Source organism: Methylobacterium nodulans ORS 2060, from assembly GCF_000022085.1.
GTDB classification, from domain to species: Bacteria; Pseudomonadota; Alphaproteobacteria; order Rhizobiales; family Beijerinckiaceae; genus Methylobacterium; species Methylobacterium nodulans.
Map to the genome: position 1 here is coordinate 1,884,520 of NC_011894.1, position 19,807 is coordinate 1,904,326.

Annotated in this window: 17 protein-coding genes and 1 pseudogene; 11 read left to right on the plus strand and 7 right to left on the minus strand. The window is 71.3% G+C overall.

The annotated features are described in order from the left end of the window. The first annotated feature begins 9 nt into the window (after positions 1-9). The 8 genes from MNOD_RS08620 (at position 10) to MNOD_RS50555 (ending at position 7,965) form a co-directional block, all read left to right on the plus strand. Positions 10-1,077 carry a PilN domain-containing protein gene (locus tag MNOD_RS08620; RefSeq protein WP_015928470.1) on the plus strand — a complete coding sequence of 356 codons (1,068 nt, stop codon included), beginning with the start codon at positions 10-12 and terminating at the stop codon, positions 1,075-1,077. Then, positions 1,074-1,637, plus strand: coding sequence for a type II secretion system protein GspM (gspM, locus tag MNOD_RS08625; RefSeq protein WP_015928471.1), 564 nt, complete (start codon positions 1,074-1,076; stop codon positions 1,635-1,637). The genes MNOD_RS08620 and gspM overlap by 4 nt, the downstream gene beginning before the upstream one ends. Continuing rightward, positions 1,634-2,302, plus strand: a complete 669-nt coding sequence (locus tag MNOD_RS08630) for a hypothetical protein (protein WP_015928472.1) — start codon at positions 1,634-1,636, stop codon at positions 2,300-2,302. Before gspM ends, MNOD_RS08630 begins: the two co-directional genes overlap by 4 nt. A 223-nt stretch (positions 2,303-2,525) precedes the next feature. Beyond that, a complete protein-coding gene (gspD, locus tag MNOD_RS08635) occupies positions 2,526-4,880 on the plus strand; it encodes a type II secretion system secretin GspD (protein WP_015928473.1) in 2,355 nt (784 codons plus the stop codon). A gap of 210 nt (positions 4,881-5,090) precedes the next feature. Beyond that, the gene (locus MNOD_RS08640; RefSeq protein WP_015928474.1) at positions 5,091-5,669 is read left to right on the plus strand and encodes a prepilin peptidase; all 579 of its coding nucleotides are present in this window, start codon (positions 5,091-5,093) and stop codon (positions 5,667-5,669) included. Then, positions 5,666-6,883, plus strand: coding sequence for a type II secretion system F family protein (locus MNOD_RS08645; protein ID WP_015928475.1), 1,218 nt, complete (start codon positions 5,666-5,668; stop codon positions 6,881-6,883). The genes MNOD_RS08640 and MNOD_RS08645 overlap by 4 nt, the downstream gene beginning before the upstream one ends. Before the next feature lie 94 nt (positions 6,884-6,977). Beyond that, positions 6,978-7,418, plus strand: coding sequence for a type II secretion system major pseudopilin GspG (gene gspG, locus MNOD_RS08650; protein ID WP_043750713.1), 441 nt, complete (start codon positions 6,978-6,980; stop codon positions 7,416-7,418). After that, a complete protein-coding gene (locus tag MNOD_RS50555; RefSeq protein WP_083786346.1) occupies positions 7,393-7,965 on the plus strand; it encodes a PulJ/GspJ family protein in 573 nt (190 codons plus the stop codon). The genes gspG and MNOD_RS50555 overlap by 26 nt, the downstream gene beginning before the upstream one ends. A gap of 63 nt (positions 7,966-8,028) precedes the next feature. Here MNOD_RS50555 and MNOD_RS08660 read toward each other — a convergent pair whose 3' ends face one another. The 7 genes and pseudogenes from MNOD_RS08660 to MNOD_RS08685 all read right to left on the minus strand — a co-directional run bounded on the left by MNOD_RS08660 (position 8,029) and on the right by MNOD_RS08685 (position 15,059). Continuing rightward, a complete protein-coding gene (locus MNOD_RS08660) occupies positions 8,029-9,159 on the minus strand; it encodes a sulfate/molybdate ABC transporter ATP-binding protein (protein ID WP_015928478.1) in 1,131 nt (376 codons plus the stop codon). A 1-nt stretch (position 9,160) separates the two neighbouring features. Next, positions 9,161-10,024, minus strand: coding sequence for a sulfate ABC transporter permease subunit CysW (gene cysW / locus MNOD_RS08665; RefSeq protein WP_083786665.1), 864 nt, complete (start codon positions 10,022-10,024; stop codon positions 9,161-9,163). 7 nt (positions 10,025-10,031) lie between these two features. Next, positions 10,032-10,910: a sulfate ABC transporter permease subunit CysT gene (gene cysT / locus MNOD_RS08670; protein WP_015928480.1), complete on the minus strand. Its 879-nt coding sequence runs from the start codon at positions 10,908-10,910 to the stop codon at positions 10,032-10,034. Then, complete coding sequence (locus MNOD_RS48860; RefSeq protein WP_425277505.1) at positions 10,907-11,935, minus strand: sulfate ABC transporter substrate-binding protein; 1,029 nt, start codon at positions 11,933-11,935, stop codon at positions 10,907-10,909. The genes cysT and MNOD_RS48860 overlap by 4 nt, the downstream gene beginning before the upstream one ends. Beyond that, a pseudogene (gene cysN, locus MNOD_RS48865) lies at positions 11,918-13,330 on the minus strand (sulfate adenylyltransferase subunit CysN); the annotation flags it as partial. The pseudogene cysN and the gene MNOD_RS48860, both read right to left, overlap by 18 nt. Further along, positions 13,330-14,268: a sulfate adenylyltransferase subunit CysD gene (cysD, locus tag MNOD_RS08680; protein WP_015928482.1), complete on the minus strand. Its 939-nt coding sequence runs from the start codon at positions 14,266-14,268 to the stop codon at positions 13,330-13,332. The gene cysD and the pseudogene cysN, both read right to left, overlap by 1 nt. Next, on the minus strand, positions 14,265-15,059 hold the full coding sequence (locus tag MNOD_RS08685; RefSeq protein ID WP_015928483.1) for a phosphoadenylyl-sulfate reductase: 795 nt from the start codon (positions 15,057-15,059) through the stop codon (positions 14,265-14,267). Before MNOD_RS08685 ends, cysD begins: the two co-directional genes overlap by 4 nt. Positions 15,060-15,282: 223 nt before the next feature. Between MNOD_RS08685 and MNOD_RS08690 the strand changes: the two genes are divergently transcribed. The 3 genes from MNOD_RS08690 (at position 15,283) to MNOD_RS08700 (ending at position 19,688) form a co-directional block, all read left to right on the plus strand. Next, positions 15,283-15,783: an Lrp/AsnC family transcriptional regulator gene (locus MNOD_RS08690; RefSeq protein ID WP_015928484.1), complete on the plus strand. Its 501-nt coding sequence runs from the start codon at positions 15,283-15,285 to the stop codon at positions 15,781-15,783. Positions 15,784-15,892: 109 nt separating this feature from the next. Continuing rightward, the gene (locus MNOD_RS08695) at positions 15,893-17,674 is read left to right on the plus strand and encodes a diflavin oxidoreductase (RefSeq protein WP_015928485.1); all 1,782 of its coding nucleotides are present in this window, start codon (positions 15,893-15,895) and stop codon (positions 17,672-17,674) included. Between the two features lie 205 nt (positions 17,675-17,879). Then, positions 17,880-19,688 carry an NADPH-dependent assimilatory sulfite reductase hemoprotein subunit gene (locus MNOD_RS08700; RefSeq protein WP_015928486.1) on the plus strand — a complete coding sequence of 603 codons (1,809 nt, stop codon included), beginning with the start codon at positions 17,880-17,882 and terminating at the stop codon, positions 19,686-19,688. Positions 19,689-19,807: the final 119 nt, after the last annotated feature.

A 19,807-nucleotide genomic window follows, 5' to 3' on the forward strand; every position in this document is an offset into this window, starting at 1 on the left:
GGGAGGCCGATGGGACTGGTTCTGCCCTGGACCCGGATGGCCGGGGCCTCCGGCCCGGCGGGCGAGATCCTCGCGGCGATGCTCGACGCGGCGGCGGCCCGGCTCGCGCCCATCCTCGGGCGCGGTCGCGGCGCGCGGCGGGTGGTGGTGGTCGAGGCTGATGCGCTCCTCCTCTATGGTGTCGCGCGCGGCGGGGCGGTGACATTGCTCGCGCGCCTCGGGCCCGGGGAAAGGGCGCCGGAGGGCCTGCGCGGCGGCCCGCTCGAAGTGCGGCTCCCGCCCGGCTCGTTCCTGCGCCGCTCCCTCGCCGTGCCGGAAGCCGGTCGGGCCTATCTGCGGCCGATCATCGAGCACCGCCTCGAACGCCTCACTCCCTGGCAGCCGGACCGGGTGCTGTACGGCTTCAAGGCCGCGCCGCCGGCAGGCGGCGAGGGCGAGCTGACGGTCGACCTCCTCGTCACGGCGAGCGACCGCATCGCGCCGCACCTCGCCCGGCTCGAGGCGGCGGGCCTGCACCCGACGGCGCTCGGCAGCGCCGAGGAGCCCCTGACGGCGCCTCTCGCCATCGATCTCTACGGCGACCGCGCGGGAGCCGGCGATCCCCGCCTGCGGCGGCGTCTCGGCCGCGTCCTCGGGGCGGTCTTCGCCGGGCTGATCCTCGCCTGTGCGGCCACGGGCTGGCTCGCCGCCTCGGCCGAGGCCGAGCTGCAGGGGATCGAGGAGCGTCTCGCCGCCCTGCAGGCGCGCGTGAAGGCCCGCGCCGCACCGCGGGCGAGCCGCGCCCAGGTGCTCCTCGCCGCCCATCGCCCGGAGGCCGGCCTCGGCGCGCTCCTCGACCGGCTGAGTGCGGCCCTGCCGGACCAGACCGTGCTGCGGGAACTCGAGATCGGCCCGCAGAAGGTCCGGCTCGTCGGGCGCTCGGCCGATGCCCCGGCGCTCGTCGGCCGTCTCGAAGGGCAGGCGGGCCTGTCGAGCGTGCGCTTCTCCGCTCCGGTCGTGCGCGACGGCGAGGGACGCGACCTCTTCGACCTCGCCGCCGCCCGGGCAGCCCCCGCGGCTCCGGGAGGATCCCCGTGACCGAGACCGCTTCCCCGTCGCGGCGCTGGCTCGGTCCGGCTTCCCTCGCGCTGTTCCTGGGCGGGCCCTGCCTGCTCCTCGCCCTGACGGCCGGGAGCGCGGTGCGGTGGCTTCAGGCGGCGGAGGCGGCGGCCGAGCGCGGCGCCCAGCTCGCGCGGCTGGAGAGCCGGGTCCGCAGCCTCGCCGCCGCGCCGGCCTCCGCCCCGGCCGACGATGCGGCCCTGTTCCTCTCGGCTGCGAGCCCGAGTCTCGCCCGCGCGGAACTCCAGACCCGTCTCGCCGGCCTCGTCGAGCGCGCGGGCGGGCGCCTCGTCGAGATGCAGATCGAGGATGAGATGCAGGCTGCCGACCCGCTGAGCCTGCTCGCCCGCCTCACCCTGGAGGCCCGCAATCCCGGCCTCGTCGATCTCCTGGCGGCCCTGGAGGCCGGCCGGCCCCTCCTCACCGTCGAAGGGCTGACGATCCGCCCGGCGCAGGGGCGAAGCGCCGCTTCCGAGGAGGATCCGGTGCTGCGCATCGCCCTCGCGGTGCGCGGCTACCGGCCGGAGGAGCGGCCGTGAGGTCCTCTGCTGCCCTGCCGGGCCTGGCCCTGCTCCTCGCCGGAACCGCCGCAGCCGCCGCGCAGGCCGGGTCCATCGGCGCAATGCTGTTTCCCGGTTCGATCACGCCGTCGCCCGCCGCGCCGCCGCCCGCCGCGCCCGTTGCGCCTCCGGCCGCCGGACCGGCGCCTCCCGTCCTCGCCCCTTCGGGTGATTCTCCGACCGCTGCCGCGCGGGCGCTCCCCGCTTCCGGGCCGGCGCCGGCGGAGGAGGGCCGGCCCGCGCGCACGCGGCCCCTGTTCTCGGCGACGCGCCGCCCGCCCGCTCTGCGCGTCGCTGCGCCGATGCCGGTCCAGCCGGCCGTCCCGCCTCCGCCTCCACCTCCGCCGAAACCGGCGCCTCAGCTGCACTTGGTCGGCGTCGTGGAGGGGCTCGACCGGCCGCTCGCGCTCCTGCGCCGCGCGCCCGGGGACAGGGCGCTGACCGTGCGGGTCGGTGACCGGGTCGAGGACTGGGAGGTCGCCAGCATCGAGGCGGGCCGCGTCCTGCTGCGGGATGGCTCGCGCGAGCAGGATTATCGGCTCTTCGCCAGGGAGGGAGCAGCCAAGGGCCCCGCTGCCGCGACGCTCGGCGCCGCACCGGCGGGGCTGCCGATGATCACCGGATCGGGCCGCATCCTGCGCTGATCCGGCCCGGCGGATGCGGTCCACCGCGCATCTCCGGCCAGGATTCTGGTCGAGCAATACAGATGCCATTGCCATGATCTTGTCGTGGTTATGGATCTATTTCTAGATGGCGTGACAAATCAGGCACAGACGGTTCGTCACAAGTCCTAATAACGTGAAACCAATTTGACACCCTGGCAGGCCCTGCCTACGGTCGGGCCGACGCACTTCGGAATGAGTTCTCATGCAGGTCGCGCGCATTGGCTCCGGAGCGCTGTTGATTGCGGGGCTTCTGGGCGTGTTCGGTCCGGCGCGGTCGGAGGATCTGTCGCGTGCGACGCTGGCCGGTCCGGAGATGAGCCTGGACCTGAGCGCGCGGCCGACCCGGCCGGCGGGTGCGAAGGCGGGGCGCGAGGGCGGCCTCGTGCCTCGCGACGGCAAGCTTGGGCGCAGCTACCACTTTCCTCCTGAGCCGGTGGAGACGACCGCCGGCCTCCCCATCGACCTCAACGAGCCGCTGGAGGTGGGCAACGGGCCGGGCGGGGAGGGAAGCTACCGCCTGAATTTCGAACGGGCCGACATCAAGGACGTCCTGCGCACGGTGCTCACCGAGACGCTCGGCCTCAGCTACAGCCTGGGCGCGGACATCTCGGGCCAGATCACCATCTCGTCGCCGCGCCCCCTGACCCGGGCCGAGATGCTGGGCGCCATCGAGAGCGTGCTCGCGAGCCAGGGCCTCGCGCTCACCCGCAACGGCGCGGGCTACCTGATCGCCCCGACGGCCCTCGGGGCGGGCTCGGTGAATTTCGGTGCCGGCGCGCAGGCCGGCTACGGCGTCTCCGTCGTCCCCCTCCGCTACGTCTCGGCCGCCGTGATGTCGCGCCTCGTCTCGGGCTTCGTGACGGAGGCGGACGGGGTGCGCTTCGACATCTCCCGCAACACCATCGTGCTCAAGGGGCCGGGCCCGAAGCGGCAGGAGGCGGTGAGCGCCATCCTCTCGCTCGATGCGGATTGGATGCGGGGTCAGTCGGTCAGCCTGTTCGAGCTGCGCCGCGTGCGGCCCGAGGCCGTGGTGGCCGAACTCGCCCAGCTCTTCGACACCGGCGAGAACGGCGCCGGCTCCGGCCTCATCCAGTTCAAGCCGGTGTCGCGGATGCGCGCCGTGCTCGTCCTGTCGAAGAACCCGACCCTGATCCGCCGGGCTGAGACCTTCATCCGCAAGCTCGACACCATGAGCGAGGCCGCGGAGGAGAACGTCTTCGTCTACAAGGCGCGCTACCGCGACGCGCGCGAACTCGCCCGCGTGGTCAATGGCCTGTTCGGCAACGGCCAGGGTGGCGTCGGGCCGGCGGGCCCGGCCGGGACCGGTTTCGCGCAGAACCGCGCCGGCGCGGGGAGCGGGGCCGGCGGCGGGCTCGGCGGCCACGGCCTGTCGGGCGGCGGGCTCGGCGGGTCGGGCTTCGGCGGGGGCGGCCTGTCCGCTCCGGGCGGGTCCAGCCTCGGCGCGCCCGGACAGCAGCCCGGCGGCAACGGCACCGACCTCCTGCGGGCACGCTTCGCCTCGGCCTTCGGGGATGCGGTGCCGGCCGCTCCGGCCGATGCGCCGGGCGCGGGCACCAACAGCGCGATGATCGACCTGACGACGCAGCCCGGCGCGCGCGGCCGCGGTGTCGCCATCAGCGCCGATCCGGCCAACAACTCGGTCATCACCTACGCGGACGGCGACACCTACAAGAAGGTCTACGCCGCTCTGCGGCGCCTCGACGCCACCCCCGCCCAGGTCGCCGTCAACGTCACCATCGCCGAGGTGCGGCTGAACGATCAGCTGAAATACGGCGTGCAGTACTTCCTCGACAGCAGCCGCATCGGGCTCGGCAAGAACAAGGGCTCCTTCGGGCTCGTCAGCGCGGCAGCGACCGGCGCCACGAACGTGCTGAAGCCCGGGGCCGGGTTCAACTTCCTGGTCGGCGGCTATTCGGGGCCGGACGTGGTGATCTCCGCCCTCGACGGCTTCACGGACGTGAAGGTGCTGTCCTCGCCCTCGCTCGTCGTGCTGGAGAACCAGCCAGCGACGCTGCAGGTGGGCGATTCGGTGCCGATCACCACCCGCCAGGCGCAGAGCATCGACTACGCCAACGCGCCGCTCATCAACCAGGTCGAGTTCCGCGATACCGGCATTATCCTCAATGTGATTCCGCGCATCGGCCAGAACGATGCGGTCACGATGCAGATCGAGCAGGAGATCTCGGCGGTGGTGGGCGGCTCCGACACCCTGACGCCGACCATCTCCAAGCGCCGGGTCGCCAGCACGATCTCGGTGGCGAACGGCCAGACGGTGCTGCTCGCGGGCCTGATCAGCGACAAGCACCAGCGGGAGCGCGACGGGATCCCGTTCCTCAACCGCCTGCCGCAGATCGGCCAGCTGTTCAGCTCGACGGATAACGGCGCCGAGCGGACGGAACTCGTGGTGTTCATCCGGCCGGTGGTGGTGCGCAACGGCCGTGACGCGCAGCGCGTCGCAGAGGATTACCGCGGCCAGCTCCTCGATGCGGGTGTGCGCCGCGGCGCCCGCGCCGCGGCGCCGGTCCACAAGCCATGATGGCGCGGCGCGGCCGCAGACGGGATCGGGAGATCGCGCGGCGCCCATCCCTGCCCCTGAAAACGGTCGTGGGGGCTTCCTCGGACGTCGTCGGGCGGCCCGGTCAACGCCGGCCTCATGGCGAACGGTTTCGATGTCGAGGCGGGCCATCTGCCGCAACCCTCGCGCAGGCCGCGCTCCGGGAGACCGTCTTGAGATCCCCGTGAGCCGATGACGCCATCCCCCTCCGCCATCGCCGTCGGGCCCGCCGAGAGGGTGGGCCGTTGGGTCCTGCCCCTGGTGGCCGCCGCGCTCGCGCCCGCGCTCTGGCTCGGCTCGGAGGCTCCGCTCTCCCTGATGCTCGGCCTCGCCCTCGCGGTCGCCGTCGCGCAGATCGTCTGGCAGGACATCGCGACCCTGACGATCGCCGACGGGACGGTGGTCGCGGTCGGACTCGTCGGCATCGTCGCGCGCGTGACCGCGCAGGAGCCTGCCGCGGCGGCGCTGCCGCTCGCGGTCGACGCTCTCGTGTGCGGGGGCAGCTTCTGGCTGATCCGGGAGGTCCATTATCGGCGCCGCGGCCATGATGGCATCGGCATGGGGGATGTGAAGCTCGCCGCTGCCGGCGGCCTCGTCGCGGGCCTCGACGGCTTCGCCTGGGCCGTCCTGCTCGCGAGCCTCGCCGGGCTCGCCCTCGTCGGGGCGAGCCGCCTGCGCCCGCGCCCCCTCGGGACGGCCGATCGCCTGCCCTTCGGCGCCTTCTTGGGTCCGGCGCTGCTGGCGGTCTTCGCCTGGGGGCCTCCGCCGTGAGCACGACCTTCGAGTACCGCGCCCTCGACGCGGCGGGCCGGATGCTGACCGGCACGATCGAGGCGGAGAGCCGCGCCGCCGTGATGGCGCAGCTCGATCAGGCGGGCTTCACTCCGCTTGCCGCCGAGGCGCGGGGGCCGGCGGGCGAGGCGCGCCGCTGGCGCGACCTCCTCACGCCGGAGCCGCGGCCGAACGACATCACCGCGATGACGCTCGACCTCGCGATGCTGCTGCGGGGCGGCGTCGCGCTGACCGACGCCCTGATGATCCTGGCGCAGCTCGACACCCGGCGCTGGCTGGTGCGGGTGCTGCGCGACCTCCACCTCTCGCTGAGCCAGGGCCGGAGCCTGTCCCAGGCGGTGGCCCGCCATCCCCGCCTGTTCCCGCCGATCTACCGCAAGATGGTGGAGGTGGCCGAGGCGGCCGGGCGGCTCGAACAGGCGCTCACCAGCCTTGCGGCGGAGCGGCAGCGCAGCGAGCGGCTGCGCCGCCGCTTCGTCTCGGCCATCGCCTATCCGCTCTTCCTGGTCGCCGCCGCCCTCGCGGTGCTGGCCTTCGTGCTGATCTACCTGATCCCGAAATTCGAGGTCGCCCTGCAGGGATTCCGCGACCGCATCGATCCGTCCGCGCTCTTCGTCTTCAACCTGTCGGCCGTGGTGAACGGCCATCTCGACCTGATCGTGCTCGGGCTCGCCGGCCTCCTCGGCGGCGGGATGGTGCTCGCGCGCATCGGCCGCGAGCGCGGCTTGTGGATCGGCCTGCTCGCTCGGCTGCCGGTCACCGGCACGCTGCTCGCGCACGAACTCACCGTGACCTTCTGCCGGACGCTGGCGATCCTGGTCGGCGGTGGCGTCGACATCTCGACGGCGCTGCGGCTGATCCGCGGCGTCGTGCGCCTCCCGGGTGCCGGCGCGGAGATCGACCGGGTCATCGCCGATGTGCGCCAGGGCCAGCGCCTCTCGGAGGCCCTGGGCCAGCGCCGGCTCTTTCCCCGCCACGTGGTCCAGATGCTCCGGGTCGGCGAGGAGGCGGGCGAGCTGCCCGACAGCGCCGGGCGGGTCGCGGAATTCTACGAGACCAAGCTCGACGCGGCGCTCGGCCGCCTGATCGCCATCGTCGGTCCGGCCGTGATGGTGCTGGTGAGCCTCCTCATCGCCTGGCTGATCATCTCCGTCATGACGGCGCTGATGAGCATCAACGACCTGCTCACCTGATCTCATCCGCGATGAGGCCGACCCGCATCCACATCCCGCCGTCTTCGTCCTGCAAGGGAGGTCCGCAGCCATGATGATCCTCGGGTTCCGGCGCATGATCGTCGATCGCTCCCGCTCCGCCCCGGCCCCGGCCCGCGATGCGCGCGGGGGCTTCACGCTCGTCGAGCTGCTCGTCGTGCTGGTGATCCTCGGCCTGGTCATGGGGCTCGCCGGCCCCCGGGTGCTCGGCTACCTGTCGAGCTCGCGCGAGCGCACGGCGAAGCTCCAGATCGAGTCCTTCGCCTCGGCGCTCGATCTGTTCTTCCTCGACAACGGGCGCTATCCCTCCACCAGCGAGGGGCTGCAGGCCCTGGTGCAGCGCCCGGCCGCCGCCGACAGCTGGGGCGGTCCCTACCTGAAGCAGGGGACCGTGCCGGCCGATCCCTGGGGACACCCCTACGAGTACCGGGCGCCGGGCAAGAGCGGTCCCTACGCGATCATCTCTCTGGGGCCGGACGGGCAGCGCGGCAGTGGCGGCGCGATCGGGCGCGAGTGAGACGGTTTCCGGACGATCCGTTCGGAAACCGTCTCACCAAGCCCGCGCGGCGCGGAGCTCTGCTCCGCGCCCCCTTGAGCGAAGCCGAAATCCGCATGGCGAAGCAATCAATCGGATTTCGGAAGAGCGCGGCCCGCGCAGCCGCGACGGCTTCACGCTGGTCGAGGCGCTCGCCGCCTTCGCCATCGTGGCGATGCTCGGCCTCGCGATTCAGCGCGGGCTGGTGCAGTCGCGCCTGGGCTGGCTGTGGATCGACGATCGGATCGCGGCCGAGCGCGTCGCCCGCTCGCTGCTCGCCCAGCCGGTCAGCCTCACGCAGGCCCGCGAGGGCGGCTGGACCGGGACGGCGGACGGCCGCCGCTTCGCGGTGCGCCTGTCCCCCGTGAACCTGCCGCTGCCGGAGCCCGAACCCGCCGCCCGGCCCGGCGCGCAGGCTCCCGCGCCGGCGCCGCCGATCCGCTGGGTTCCGCTCCGCCTGCGCATCGAGGTCGCCACCGCCCGCGGCAGCCTCTCCCTCGAGACGATCCGGCTCTGCCCGTTCGAGTGATCCGGTTTCCGGCCGGATGGTCCGGCAATCCGGATCACGGCGGCCGGCGCGCGCCGCCGGCCGTCAGCCGCGCGGGAACACCCGGGCCTCGCTCGCCAGAAGCGCCACCCGGTCGCCCTTCCGGTAGACCTCCGTCACCGTCACCTCGACCGCGCTGTCCGCGCCGTCGAGCTGGATCTCGGCCACGGTGCCGCGGGCGGTGCGGCGCCACTCGCGCACCGTGCCGTAGAGGGCGGCCGGATCCTGGCGGACCGAGAGGTGCCAGGGCCGCAGGCAGAGATCGACCGGCCCTTCCGGCCAGCCGGGCTCGGCACGGAGCGTCGGGCGCCCGTCCACGACGACGCGCCCGCCCATCACCTCGGCCGCGAGCCGCGCCGTCTCGCCCACGAAGGACATCACGAAGCGCGAGGCCGGATCGTCCTGCACCTCGTGCGGCGCGCCGACCTGCTCGATGCGGCCCCGGTTGAGGATCGCGATGCGGTCGGCGAGTTCGAGCGCCTCGTCCTGGTCGTGCGTGACGAAGATCGTGGTCTGGCCGGTCTCCCGGTGGATCTCGCGCAGCCAGCGGCGCAGGTCCTTGCGCACCTGCGCGTCGAGGGCGCCGAAGGGCTCGTCGAGGAGGAGCACCGAGGGCTCGACCGCGAGCGCCCGGGCAAGCGCGACGCGCTGGCGCTGCCCGCCCGAGAGCTGGCCCGGATAGCGCGAGGCGAGGGTGGGCAGCTGCACGAGATCGAGGAGATGGCCGACCCGCCGCCGGATCTCCGCCTCGGGCGGGCGGCGGCGGCGCTCGCGCGAGCGCAGGCCGTAGGCGATGTTCTCGAACACCGTGAGGTGCCGGAACAGGGCATAGTGCTGGAACACGAAGCCGACGCCGCGGCGCTGCACCGGCACGTCCGTCGTATCCTGGGCGCCGAAGAACACGCGGCCGGCATCCGGGATCTCGAGGCCCGCGATCACCCGCAGGAGCGTGGTCTTGCCGGAGCCCGAGGGGCCGAGCAGCGCCAGGAGCTCGCCCGGCGCGATCACGAGGCTCACGCCCTCCAGGGCAGCCGGACCGCCGCCGCTGAAGTTCTTCACGATGCCCTCGACGCGCACCTCGGTGCCCGCGCTGCTGAGCGTGCGTGCGGCGGCGCTCTCCTCACTGCGCGCGCGGGCGCGCGGGGCGGTCAGCGCGTCGGCATAGCCCGCCACCATCTCAGTGCGCTCCCCGGCCGCCGAGGGCGTCGGCATGGCGCCATTCGAGGAAGGTCTTCCCCGCGAGGGTGACGAGGGCCAGGAGAGCCAGGAGAGAGGCGATCCCGAAAGCCGCGACGTAGTTGTATTCATTGTACAGAATCTCGACGTGAAGCGGCATGGTGTTGGTAAGACCCCTGATCCGTCCCGACACCACCGAGACGGCGCCGAACTCACCCATCGCCCGGGCGTTACAGAGAAGCACGCCGTAGAGCAGCGCCCAGCGGATGTTGGGCAGCGTCACCGTGCGGAAGACCCGCCACGGACTCGCACCGAGAGTCAACGCGGCTTCCTCGTCCGTGGTGCCCTGGTCCTGCATCAGGGGGATCAACTCGCGCGCGACGAACGGGAAGGTGACGAACACCGTCGCCATCACGATGCCGGGCACCGCGAAGATGATCTCGACGCCGTGGCGCTGCAGGAACGGCCCGAACAGGCCCTGGGACCCGAAGATCAGGACGTAGATCAGCCCCGCGACCACCGGCGAGACGGAGAAGGGCAGGTCGATCAGGGTGATGAGGAGGTTGCGGCCGCGGAACTCGAACTTCGCGATCGCCCAGGAGGCCGCGATGCCGAACACCACGTTGAGCGGCACGGCGATGAAGGCGACGAGGAGCGTGAGCCGGATCGCCGCCTGCGCGTCCGGCTCCGCGAAGGTGGCGAAGTAGGTCCCGAGCCCACGGCTCAGCGCTTCCGTGAAGACCACGACCAGCGGCAGCAGCAGGAACAGGGCGAGGAACGTCACCGCCACTCCGGTGAGGGCGATGCGCACGCCCCGGGGCTCGGTGAGCGGCGAGGGCCGGGAGGAGGTTGCGGTCTCAGACATGGCCGAGTCAGACATGGCCGAACCTGCGGCGGCTGTAATCCTGGATCAGGTTGATGGAGAGCAGCGCCCCGAAGGACATCAGCAGCATCACGGCGGCGATCGCGGTCGCGCCCGTATAGTTGAACTCTTCGAGCTTGATCACGATCAGGAGCGGCGCGATCTCGGAGACGTAGGGCAGGTTGCCGGCCACGAAGATCACCGAACCGTACTCGCCGACCGCCCGCGCGAAGGCGAGAGCGAAGCCGGTGAGCACCGCCGGGATCAGCGGCGGCAGGATCACCGTGACGACGGCCCGGAAGCGCGAGGCGCCCAGGATCGCGGCCGCCTCCTCGCTCGACTTGTCGATCTCGGCGACGAGCGGCTGCACCGTGCGCACGCTGAAGGGCAGGCCGACGAAGACCAGCGCCACCAGGATGCCGAGCGGCGTGTAGGCGACCTTGAGGCCGAGGGCCTCGAGCGGCGCGCCAAGCCAGCCGTTGCTCGAATAGAGCGTGGCGAGGCAGATGCCGGCCACCGCAGTCGGCAGCGCGAAGGGCAGGTCGACGAGGGCATCGATCACCTGGCGGCCGGGAAACCGGTAGCGGGTCAGCACCCAGGCGATCAGCAGGCCGAAGACGGCATCGATCGCCGCCGCGGCGAGCGAGATCCCGAAGGAGGTGCGCAGGGCCGCGAGGTTGCGTGCGTCGGCGAGGAGTTCCCAGAGGCCCACCGGGCCGATCGCCGAGGCGCGCAGCAGCAGCACCGCGAGCGGGATCAGCACCATGAGGCTCAGGTAGACGATCGCGAAGCCGAAGGTCAGCCGGAAGCCCGGCAGCGCGCTCGGCCGCCGGAACCGCCGCCGCGCCGCGACCCCGCCCGGAAGCGGAAGGGCCGGGGCCGTGGTCACTGTCGGGCCTTCAGGATGGAATCGAGGACGCCGCCATCGTCGAAATGCGTCTTCTGCGCCTTGGCCCAGCCGCCGAACGCATCGTCGATGGTGACGAGCTTCAGCTTCGGGAAGCGGGCGAGGTCCTCCTTGGCGACGGCGGATTCGTCGCGCGGCCGGTAGAAGTTCTTGGCGATGATGGCCTGCGCCTTCGGCGTGTAGAGGAACTGCAGGTAGGCCTCGGCCTGGCGGCGGGTGCCCTTCTGGTCGACGTTGCCGTCGACGAGCGCCACCGGCGGCTCCGCCAGGATCGACAGCGAGGGCACGACGATGTCGAACTTGCCCTTGCCGAACTCCTCGTCGGCCAGGAAGGCCTCGTTCTCCCAGGCGATCAGCACGTCGCCGAGGCCGCGCTGCACGAAGGTCGTGGTCGCGCCCCGCGCCCCTGTGTCCAGCACCGGCACGTTCTTGAACAGGGCGGAGATGAACTCCTTCGCCTTCTCGTCACCATTGCCGTTCCGGGCAAGCCCGTACGCATAGGCGGCGAGATAGTTCCAGCGCGCGCCGCCCGAGGTCTTCGGGTTCGGCGTGATCACCTGGACGCCCGGCTTCACGAGGTCGTCCCAGTCCTTGATGCCCTTCGGGTTGCCCTTGCGCACCAGGAACACGATGGTCGAGGTGTAGGGCGTCGAGTTGTGCGGCAGCCGCTTCTGCCAGTCGGCCGGGATCTTCTTCGAGCGCGCCGCGATCGCGTCGATGTCGCTCGCGAGCGCGAGCGTCACCACGTCGGCGGGCAGCCCGTCGATGACGGCGCGGGCCTGCGCGCCCGAGCCGCCATGGGAGGCGCGCACCGTTACGCTCTCGCCGGTCTTCTGCTTCCACTCGGCCGCGAAGGCGGCGTCGATCGCCCGGTAGAGTTCCCGGGTCGGGTCGTAGGAGACGTTCAGCAGCACCTGGGCATCGGCCCGCTCGGGCGCCGCGAGGCCGCCGAGGAGGGCTGCGCCCGCGAGGAGCGCGAGGCTCTTCGCGCCGAACAGGCGGCGCAGGCCGGCGAGCAGCCCGCCGCGCCGCGGCGCCGTCTCCCCGGACGCGGCCGGCGTCGCTGCTGTAGTCTCGGCTGCAGTCTCCGCTGCAGCCTTGGCCGGAGCCTGGACGAGGCCGAGCGCCGCCGTGTCGGTGGTCTCGCGGTCGATCAGAATCAGGCTGCCGGTGTCGCGGTTGTCCCGGTACGCATCCACCGCCACCGCGCGGTCGAGGCTCAAGGTCACGTCGCCGATGTCGTTGACCGCGAGGCTTTCCGCCGCCTGCGACAGGCCCGTCTCCGGGTCGATGCGCGAGACGATGCGCTCGACCACCGCATTCGCCGTCACGGTGCCGACCTTGGCGATGAGCGTCGCGCCGGGGGTGAGCTCCGTCTCGCGCGCCCAGAACAGGCGCACGTCGAGCCGCTCGGAGACGCGCGGCGGGGCGTCCGCCGCCGCGATCACGCTGCCGCGCGAGGCGTCGAGCTCGTCGGCCAGCACCAGCGTCACCGATTGCCCGGCGATCGCCACCGGCAGGTCGCCATCCGCCGTGACGATGCGGGCGATGGTCGAGGAGCGGCCCGAGGGCAGCACCGTCACGGCGTCGCCGGGCGCCACCCGCCCGGAGGCGATCAGGCCCGAGAAGCCGCGGAAATCGGAATTCGGCCGGTTCACCCACTGCACCGCCATGCGGAAGGGCGCGACCTCCTCCTCCAGATGGGCCGGCACCTCCTCGAGGTATTGCAGCAGCGGCGGGCCCGCATACCAGGGCGCCGCCGCGCCCGGCAGCACGACGTTGTCGCCGTTCGCCGCCGAGAGCGGGATCGCCGTCACGTCGGCGAAGCCGAGGGCCTGAGCGAAATCCTGGAACTCGGCCGCGATCGCCTCGAACCGGCTTTCGGACCAGCCGATCAGGTCCATCTTGTTGACGGCCAGCACCACGCGCCGGATGCCGAGCATGGAGACGAGGAGCGCGTGGCGCCGGGTCTGGCGGCTGAGGCCCTTACGGGCGTCGACGAGCAGCACGGCGACCTCGGCCGTGGAGGCGCCCGTCGCCATGTTGCGGGTGTACTGCTCGTGGCCGGGCGTGTCGGCAACGATGAAGGAGCGCCGCTCGGTGGAGAAGAACCGGTAGGCGACATCGATGGTGATGCCCTGCTCGCGCTCGGCCTGCAGGCCGTCGACCAGGAGGGCGAGGTCGAGCTCCGCCCCGCGCGTGCCATGGCGGCGGGAATCGCGCTCCAGCGCGCTCACCTGATCGTCGAAGATCTGCTTGGTGTCGTGCAGCAGGCGCCCGATCAGGGTCGACTTGCCGTCGTCGACGGAGCCGCAGGCGATGAAGCGCAGCACTTCCTTGCGCTGATGGACTGCCAGGAACGCCTCGTAGCCGAAGGCGCGCGTGGACTGATGCACCGTCATCAGAAGTAGCCTTCCTGCTTCTTGCGCTCCATGGCGCCCGCCCCGTCCTTGTCGATCACCCGGCCCTGGCGTTCGGAGGTGCGGGCGGCCAGCGTCTCGCCGATGATCTCCGGCAGGGTCGCGGCGTCGCTCTCCACCGCCCCGGTGAGCGGATAGCAGCCGAGGGTGCGGAACCGCACCTTACGCAGCTCGGGCGTCTCGCCCGGCTCGAGCGGCAGCCGCTCGTCGTCGACCATGATGAGCTGGCCGTCACGCCGCACCACCGGCCGCTCGGCCGAGAAGTAGAGCGGCACGATCGGAATCCTCTCCTGCTCGATGTAGAGCCAGATATCGAGCTCGGTCCAGTTCGAGAGGGGGAAGACGCGCAAGGATTCGCCGCGCTTCTTCTTGAGGTTGTAGAGGTGCCAGGGCTCGGCGCGCTGGCGCTTCGGGTCCCAGCGGTGCTGCGCCGTGCGCAAGGAGACGATGCGCTCCTTGGCGCGCGAGGCTTCCTCGTCGCGCCGCGCGCCGCCGAACGCGGCGTCGAACTTGTACTTGTCGAGGGCCTGCCGCAGGGCCTGCGTCTTCATCACGTCGGTATGGACCTCGGAGCCGTGGCTCACCGGCCCGATGCCGCGGGCGAGCCCGTCCGGGTTCGTGTAGACGAGGAGGTCGAGCCCGAGCTCCTTCGCGCGCGCGTCGCGGAAGGCGATCATCTCCCTGAACTTCCAGGTCGTGTCGACATGGAGGAGCGGGAAGGGCAGGCGGCCCGGCGCGAAGGCCTTGAGCGCGAGGTGCAGGAGGACGGAGGAGTCCTTGCCGATCGAGTAGAGCATCACCGGGTTCTCGGTCTCGGCGACCGTCTCCCGCATGATATGGATGCTCTCCGCCTCCAGGCGCTGAAGATGGGTCAGGCGCGGCGTGTCGAGCTGCGCGAGGGGCTTGAGCGCGGCGCTCATGCGGCCAACTCCGGTTTGGACGAATGCGGGACCGTGCCGGTCGATTGCGCCGCCGTGGTGGCATGGCTGCCGGGGGCGCCTGCGACGTGCAGGCCGCATTCCTTCTTGGATTCCTGTTCCCACCACCAGCGTCCGGCCCGCTCGGGCTCGCCGACCTTCACCGCCCGCGTGCAGGGCGCGCAGCCGATCGACGGGAAGCCCCGGTCGTGCAGGACGTTGTAGGGAACGAAGTTTTCGTGCACCGCGCCGGCCACGTCCTCCCGGGACCAGTCCGCGAGCGGGTTGATCTTGATGAGGCCGCGGGCGGCATCGGCCTCCGCGAGCGGGGTGGCGGCGCGGTTCGCCGACTGGCCGGCGCGAAGCCCCGTGATCCAGGCCGCGGCGCCTTCGAGCGCACGGGCGAGCGGCACCACCTTGCGGAAGCCGCAGCAGGCCTGCCGCGCCTCGACCGAGTGCCGGAAGCCGTTGATGCCGGATTCCGCCACGAAGAGCTCCTCGGCCTCGCGGTCGGGCACGTAGGCGCGGATGCGGAAACCATAGGCCGCCTCGGTCTCCGCCCAGACGTCGTAGGTCTCGGGGAAGAGGCGGCCGGTATCGAGGGTGACGATCTCGGCCCGCGATTTCGCCATGCGCAGGAAATGCGTGAGCGCCTGATCCTCGAGCCCGAAGCTCGTGGTGAAGACCAGCCGGCCCTCCACGCTCCGGTCGATCAGCGCGAGGCGGGCGGCGATGTCGAGGGGGGCGAGCGCAGAGGCCAATTCCTGCGCCGCACGGTCGAGAGCCACTGTCATGGGATCCGTCGGGAACGCCTTGTCGGATCCGCTAAGTGTTCGCTATACCGAACGGTGTCAAGGCATGACTGCCTTACATGCGCAGCGTTTTCCGCGCCGCAGCGCGATCCGACGCAGGGGCAGGCCGGCCCCGATCGGGCTGGACGGCCGAAGAATTAGAATGTTCTTCTCTCCGGGCCACCCTGCGGCTCAAGATTCTTCTCCAGAACCGGGAGCACCCGTCGTGGATGCCATCGATTTGAAGATCCTGGCCCTGCTGCAGCAGGACGCGACCCTCTCGATCGCCCAGATTGGCGAGCGCGTCGGCTTGTCGCAGACGCCCTGCTGGAAGCGGATCCAGCGACTCGAGGCCGAGGGCGTGATCGACCGGCGCGTGGCGGTGCTGGACCCGGTGAAGCTCGGGCTCGGCCTCACCGTCTTCGTCTCCGTGGAGACGAGCGACCATTCGCGCGAGTGGCTCGACCGCTTCGCCGCGGCGGTCGCCGCCATGCCGGAGGTGCTCGAATTCTACCGGATGGCCGGCGACGTGGACTACATGCTGCGGGTCGTCGTCTCCGACATGCAGGCCTACGACGCCTTCTACAAGCGGCTGATCGGCTCGCTCCCGCTGAAGAACGTGACCTCCCGCTTCGCCATGGAGAAGGTGAAGAGCACCACGGCTTTGCCCCTGCCGGCGGCGCCGTTCGCGCCGGCCGTCGTGGCTGCCGGACTCGGGGGAAAATAATTTTCTCCCGCGCTGCGTCACGGCAGTGGCGTTGATCTCCAAATCGCCTGTTCTTCAAAAAGAACATTCCCGTTGACTTGCGGCCCTCGGGGTCGCACATGGTGCACACATGTCACGATCCGCCCTGCTCCCCCGCACGGCCCCCTTCGGCGACGCCGAGCGGGCCCATCTCGATGCCGCCCTCGGGGCGGCGACGCCGATTCAGCGCGCCTGGCTCGCGGGCTTCCTCGCCGGCCTCGACGCCGCCGCGATCGCCCCTGCCGCCGCCGAGCAGCCTCAGGCCGCCGCGCCCCCGCGTGCGGCCGAGCCGCTGACGGTGCTGTTCGCGAGCGAGTCGGGCAATTCGGAGAAGCTCGCGGGCGACGTCGCCAAGCTTGCCCGCAAGAGCGGCTTCAAGCCCAAGGTGGTCGATTTCGCCGATCTCGACGTGGCGACGCTCGCCAAGGAGAAGCGCGTCATCGTGGTTGCGGCGACCTGGGGCGAGGGCGAGCCCCCGGCGCGGGCCGTGCGGGCCTACAACGAGCTGATGGGGCAGGGCGCCCCGCGCCTCGACGGCGTCGAGTTCGGGGTGCTGGCGCTCGGTGACACCTCCTACGCGGAGTTCTGCGCGATCGGGAAACGGCTCGACGCGCGCTTCGAGGCGCTGGGCGCCACGCGCGTGCTCGACCGGGTCGATTGCGACCTCGACTTCGACAAGCCTGCCGCCGCCTGGATCAAGGACGCCCTCAAGGCACTGACGCCGGCCGAGCCTGCCGGCAACGTCGTGGCGGTCGATTTCGCCCGCGCAGCGCCGGGCGAGGCGGAGGAGGTCGAGGTCAGCCGCGAGCCCGTCGCCGCCGAGGTGATCGAGCACGTCAACCTGAATTCGTCGCGCTCCGACAAGGAGACGATCCACCTCGCGCTCGCCTTCGAGGATGGGGCGCCGGCTTACGAGCCCGGCGATTCCCTCGAACTCTACCCCGAGAACGACCCGGCCCTCGTCGATGAGATCCTGAAGGCGGCGGGCCTTGCGGGCGATGCGGCCCTGCGGCAGGCGCTGCTCGCCGAGCGCGACATCACCACGCTCTCAGCCGCGACGGTGGAGCGCTTCGTCAAGGCGACCGGCCACGCGGAGGCCCGCCGCCTGCTCGAGAGCGGCGAGGTGAAGGCCTGGATCGAGGGGCGCCACCTCATCGACCTGCTCGAGACCTATCCGGCGGCGCTCTCGGCCGCGCAGCTGTCGGAGATCACGCGACCGCTACCGCCGCGGGCCTATTCCATCGCCTCCTCGCGCAAGGAGGTGGGGGACGAGGCGCATCTGACCATCGCGGCGGTGCGCTACACCAGCCATGGCCGCGCCCGCACCGGCGTCGCCTCGGTCCACGTGGCCGACCGCATCCGCAACGGCGCCAAGGTCAAGGTGCGGGTGAAGCCCAACAAGCATTTCCGCCTGCCGAGCGACCCTGCGACCGACATCATCATGGTCGGGCCCGGCACCGGTGTGGCGCCCTTCCGGGCCTTCGTGCAGGAGCGCCGCGCCACCGAGGCGCCGGGCCGCAACTGGCTGTTCTTCGGCGACCGCCGCTTCACCCACGACTTCCTGTATCAGCTCGAATGGCAGGACGCTCTGGAGGACGGCTCGCTCCACAGCATCGACGTTGCCTTCTCGCGGGATCAGCCCGAGAAGATCTACGTGCAGGACCGCCTCTACGCGCGGCGGCGCGAGGTGGTGGAGTGGCTTGAGAACGGCGCGCATTTCTATGTCTGCGGCGACGCTAAGGCGATGGCCAAGGACGTGCGGGCCGCTCTGGTGCGGGCCTATGCCGACGTGAAGGCGCTCTCGCCGGAGGCCGCCGAGGCGGCGGTCGCCGCGCTGGAGCGCGCCAAGCGCTACCAGCAGGACGTTTACTAAAGACCCGATCTCTCGATCGAATCGCGGGATCCCCTCTCCCGAGTGGGAGAGGGGTAGGGGTGAGGGTGGAGACGGTGCAGCAAGGATTCTGAGCCGTGCCGCTGCCAACACCACGGTCAGTGATCAATCCTGAACCGTAGCACCCTCACCCCTGCCCCTCTCCCACCCGGGAGAGGGGATCCCGCGTCTGGCACGGATTCCCGCGATGGACGACCACAAGACAGCCTCTCCCCCCCGCGAGCGCAGCTACGAGACGCCTCCGGCCGAGCGGCCGATCACCGATGCCGAGGCGGCGCGGGCGGCGGCGCTCTCGGCCAACGAGCACATCAAGATCGCGAGCGGGTACCTGCGCGGGACGCTGGCGGACGGGCTCCTGAAGCACGCCACCGGCGCGATCTCCGACGATGACGGCCAGCTCGTGAAGTTCCACGGGATGTACCTGCAGGACGACCGCGACCTGCGGGCCGAGCGGACGAAGAAGAAGCTGGAGAAGGCCTATTCCTTCATGATCCGCCTGCGCATCGCGGGCGGGGTCGTGAGCCCGAAGCAGTGGCTCGCCCTCGACGAGATCGCCCGCACCTACGCCAACGGCACGCTCCGGGCGACGACGCGCCAGACCTTCCAGTACCACGGCGTGATCAAGTCGAACCTCAAGCGCACCATGCAGGCGATCGACGCGGTGCTGCTCGACACCATCGCGGCCTGCGGCGACGTCAACCGTAACGTAATGGCGGCGACGAACCCGGCCCAGACGGGCGCCCACAAGGCCGCCTATCAGCTCGCCAAGACCATCTCCGACACGCTGCTGCCGAAGACCAATGCCTGGCGCGAGATCTGGCTCGACGGCGAGCGCGTGGTTGGCGGCGAGGACGAGGCGGTGGAGCCGATCTACGGCAAGACCTACCTGCCGCGGAAGTTCAAGATCGTGGTGGCGGTGCCGCCCTCGAACGAGGTCGACATCTTCGCGCATGATCTCGGCTTCATCGCCATCTTGGACAAGAAGAACAAGCTCAAGGGCTGGAACGTCACGGTCGGCGGCGGCATGGGCATGACCCATGGGGAGACCGATACCTTCCCGCGCACCGCCGACGTGATGGCCTTCTGCGAGCCCGAGGATGCCCTCAAGGTCGCGGAGGCGGTCATGACCGTCCAGCGCGACTGGGGCAACCGCAAGTCGCGCAAGAACGCCCGCCTCAAATACACGATCGAGCGCTACGGGCTCGCCGCCTTCCGGGCCGAGGTGGAGCGCCGGGTCGGGCGCAAGCTCCAGGATCCGAAGCCCTTCCGGTTCGAGAGCAACGGCGACCGCTACGGCTGGGTCGAGGGCGAGGACGGGCGCCACCACCTGACGCTCTACCTGCCGTCGGGCCGCATCAAGGATGTCGAGGGCGGGCCCCGGTACCTCTCGGGCCTGCGCCGCATCGCCGAGGTCCACCAGGGCGACTTCCGCCTCACCGGCAACCAGAACGTCATCGTGGCGAATGTGCCGGCGGACAGGAAGTCCGAGATCGACGCGCTGGTGGCGGAATACGGGCTTAACCTTGGGGTGACGGCGCTGCGCCGCAACAGCCTCGCCTGCGTGGCGCTGCCGACCTGCGGCCTCGCCCTCGCGGAGAGCGAGCGCTTCATGCCGGGCCTCCTCACCGAGCTGGAGGAGAGCCTCGCCGCGCACGGGTTGCAGGACGAGGACATCACCATCCGGATGACCGGCTGCCCGAATGGCTGCGCCCGGCCCTACATCGCCGAGATCGGCTTCGTCGGCCGCGGCCCTGAGCGGTACAACCTCTATCTCGGCGCGGCCTTCGACGGCTCGCGGCTCTCGAAGCTCTACGCCGAGGATGTGGCCGCCAAGGACATCCGCGCCACGCTCGATCCGCTCTTCGCCGCCTATGCGCGCGATCGCCAGCCTGGCGAGCGGTTCGGCGATTTCGTGATCCGGGCCGGCTTTGTCGCCAAGACCATCAACGGGCCGGACTTCCACGACCGCACGGGAGCGCTCAAGGCGGTGGCGTGAGGCCGCCGCGCCGGGGAACCCCTCTCCCGAGTGGGAGAGGGGCTGGCGATCGAAGATCGCGCGTGAGGGTGCTACGTTTCAGAACAAGGCACTGAGCGTCGCGCTGGCAGCGGCACGGT

Excerpts from the sequence above, each read along its gene's own strand:
- MNOD_RS08685 (WP_015928483.1), bottom strand. The coding sequence starts at position 15,059 with ATGACAGTGGCTCTCGACCGTGCGGCGCAGGAATTGGCCTCTGCGCTC.
- MNOD_RS08695 (WP_015928485.1), top strand. The coding sequence starts at position 15,893 with ATGTCACGATCCGCCCTGCTCCCCCGCACGGCCCCCTTCGGCGACGCC.
- cysW (WP_083786665.1), bottom strand. The coding sequence starts at position 10,024 with ATGTCTGAGACCGCAACCTCCTCCCGGCCCTCGCCGCTCACCGAGCCC.
- MNOD_RS08660 (WP_015928478.1), bottom strand. The coding sequence starts at position 9,159 with ATGGTGGCGGGCTATGCCGACGCGCTGACCGCCCCGCGCGCCCGCGCG.
- MNOD_RS08700 (WP_015928486.1), top strand. The coding sequence starts at position 17,880 with ATGGACGACCACAAGACAGCCTCTCCCCCCCGCGAGCGCAGCTACGAG.
- gspD (WP_015928473.1), top strand. The coding sequence starts at position 2,526 with ATGCAGGTCGCGCGCATTGGCTCCGGAGCGCTGTTGATTGCGGGGCTT.
- cysD (WP_015928482.1), bottom strand. The coding sequence starts at position 14,268 with ATGAGCGCCGCGCTCAAGCCCCTCGCGCAGCTCGACACGCCGCGCCTG.
- gspG (WP_043750713.1), top strand. The coding sequence starts at position 6,978 with ATGATCGTCGATCGCTCCCGCTCCGCCCCGGCCCCGGCCCGCGATGCG.
- MNOD_RS08620 (WP_015928470.1), top strand. The coding sequence starts at position 10 with ATGGGACTGGTTCTGCCCTGGACCCGGATGGCCGGGGCCTCCGGCCCG.
- MNOD_RS08640 (WP_015928474.1), top strand. The coding sequence starts at position 5,091 with ATGACGCCATCCCCCTCCGCCATCGCCGTCGGGCCCGCCGAGAGGGTG.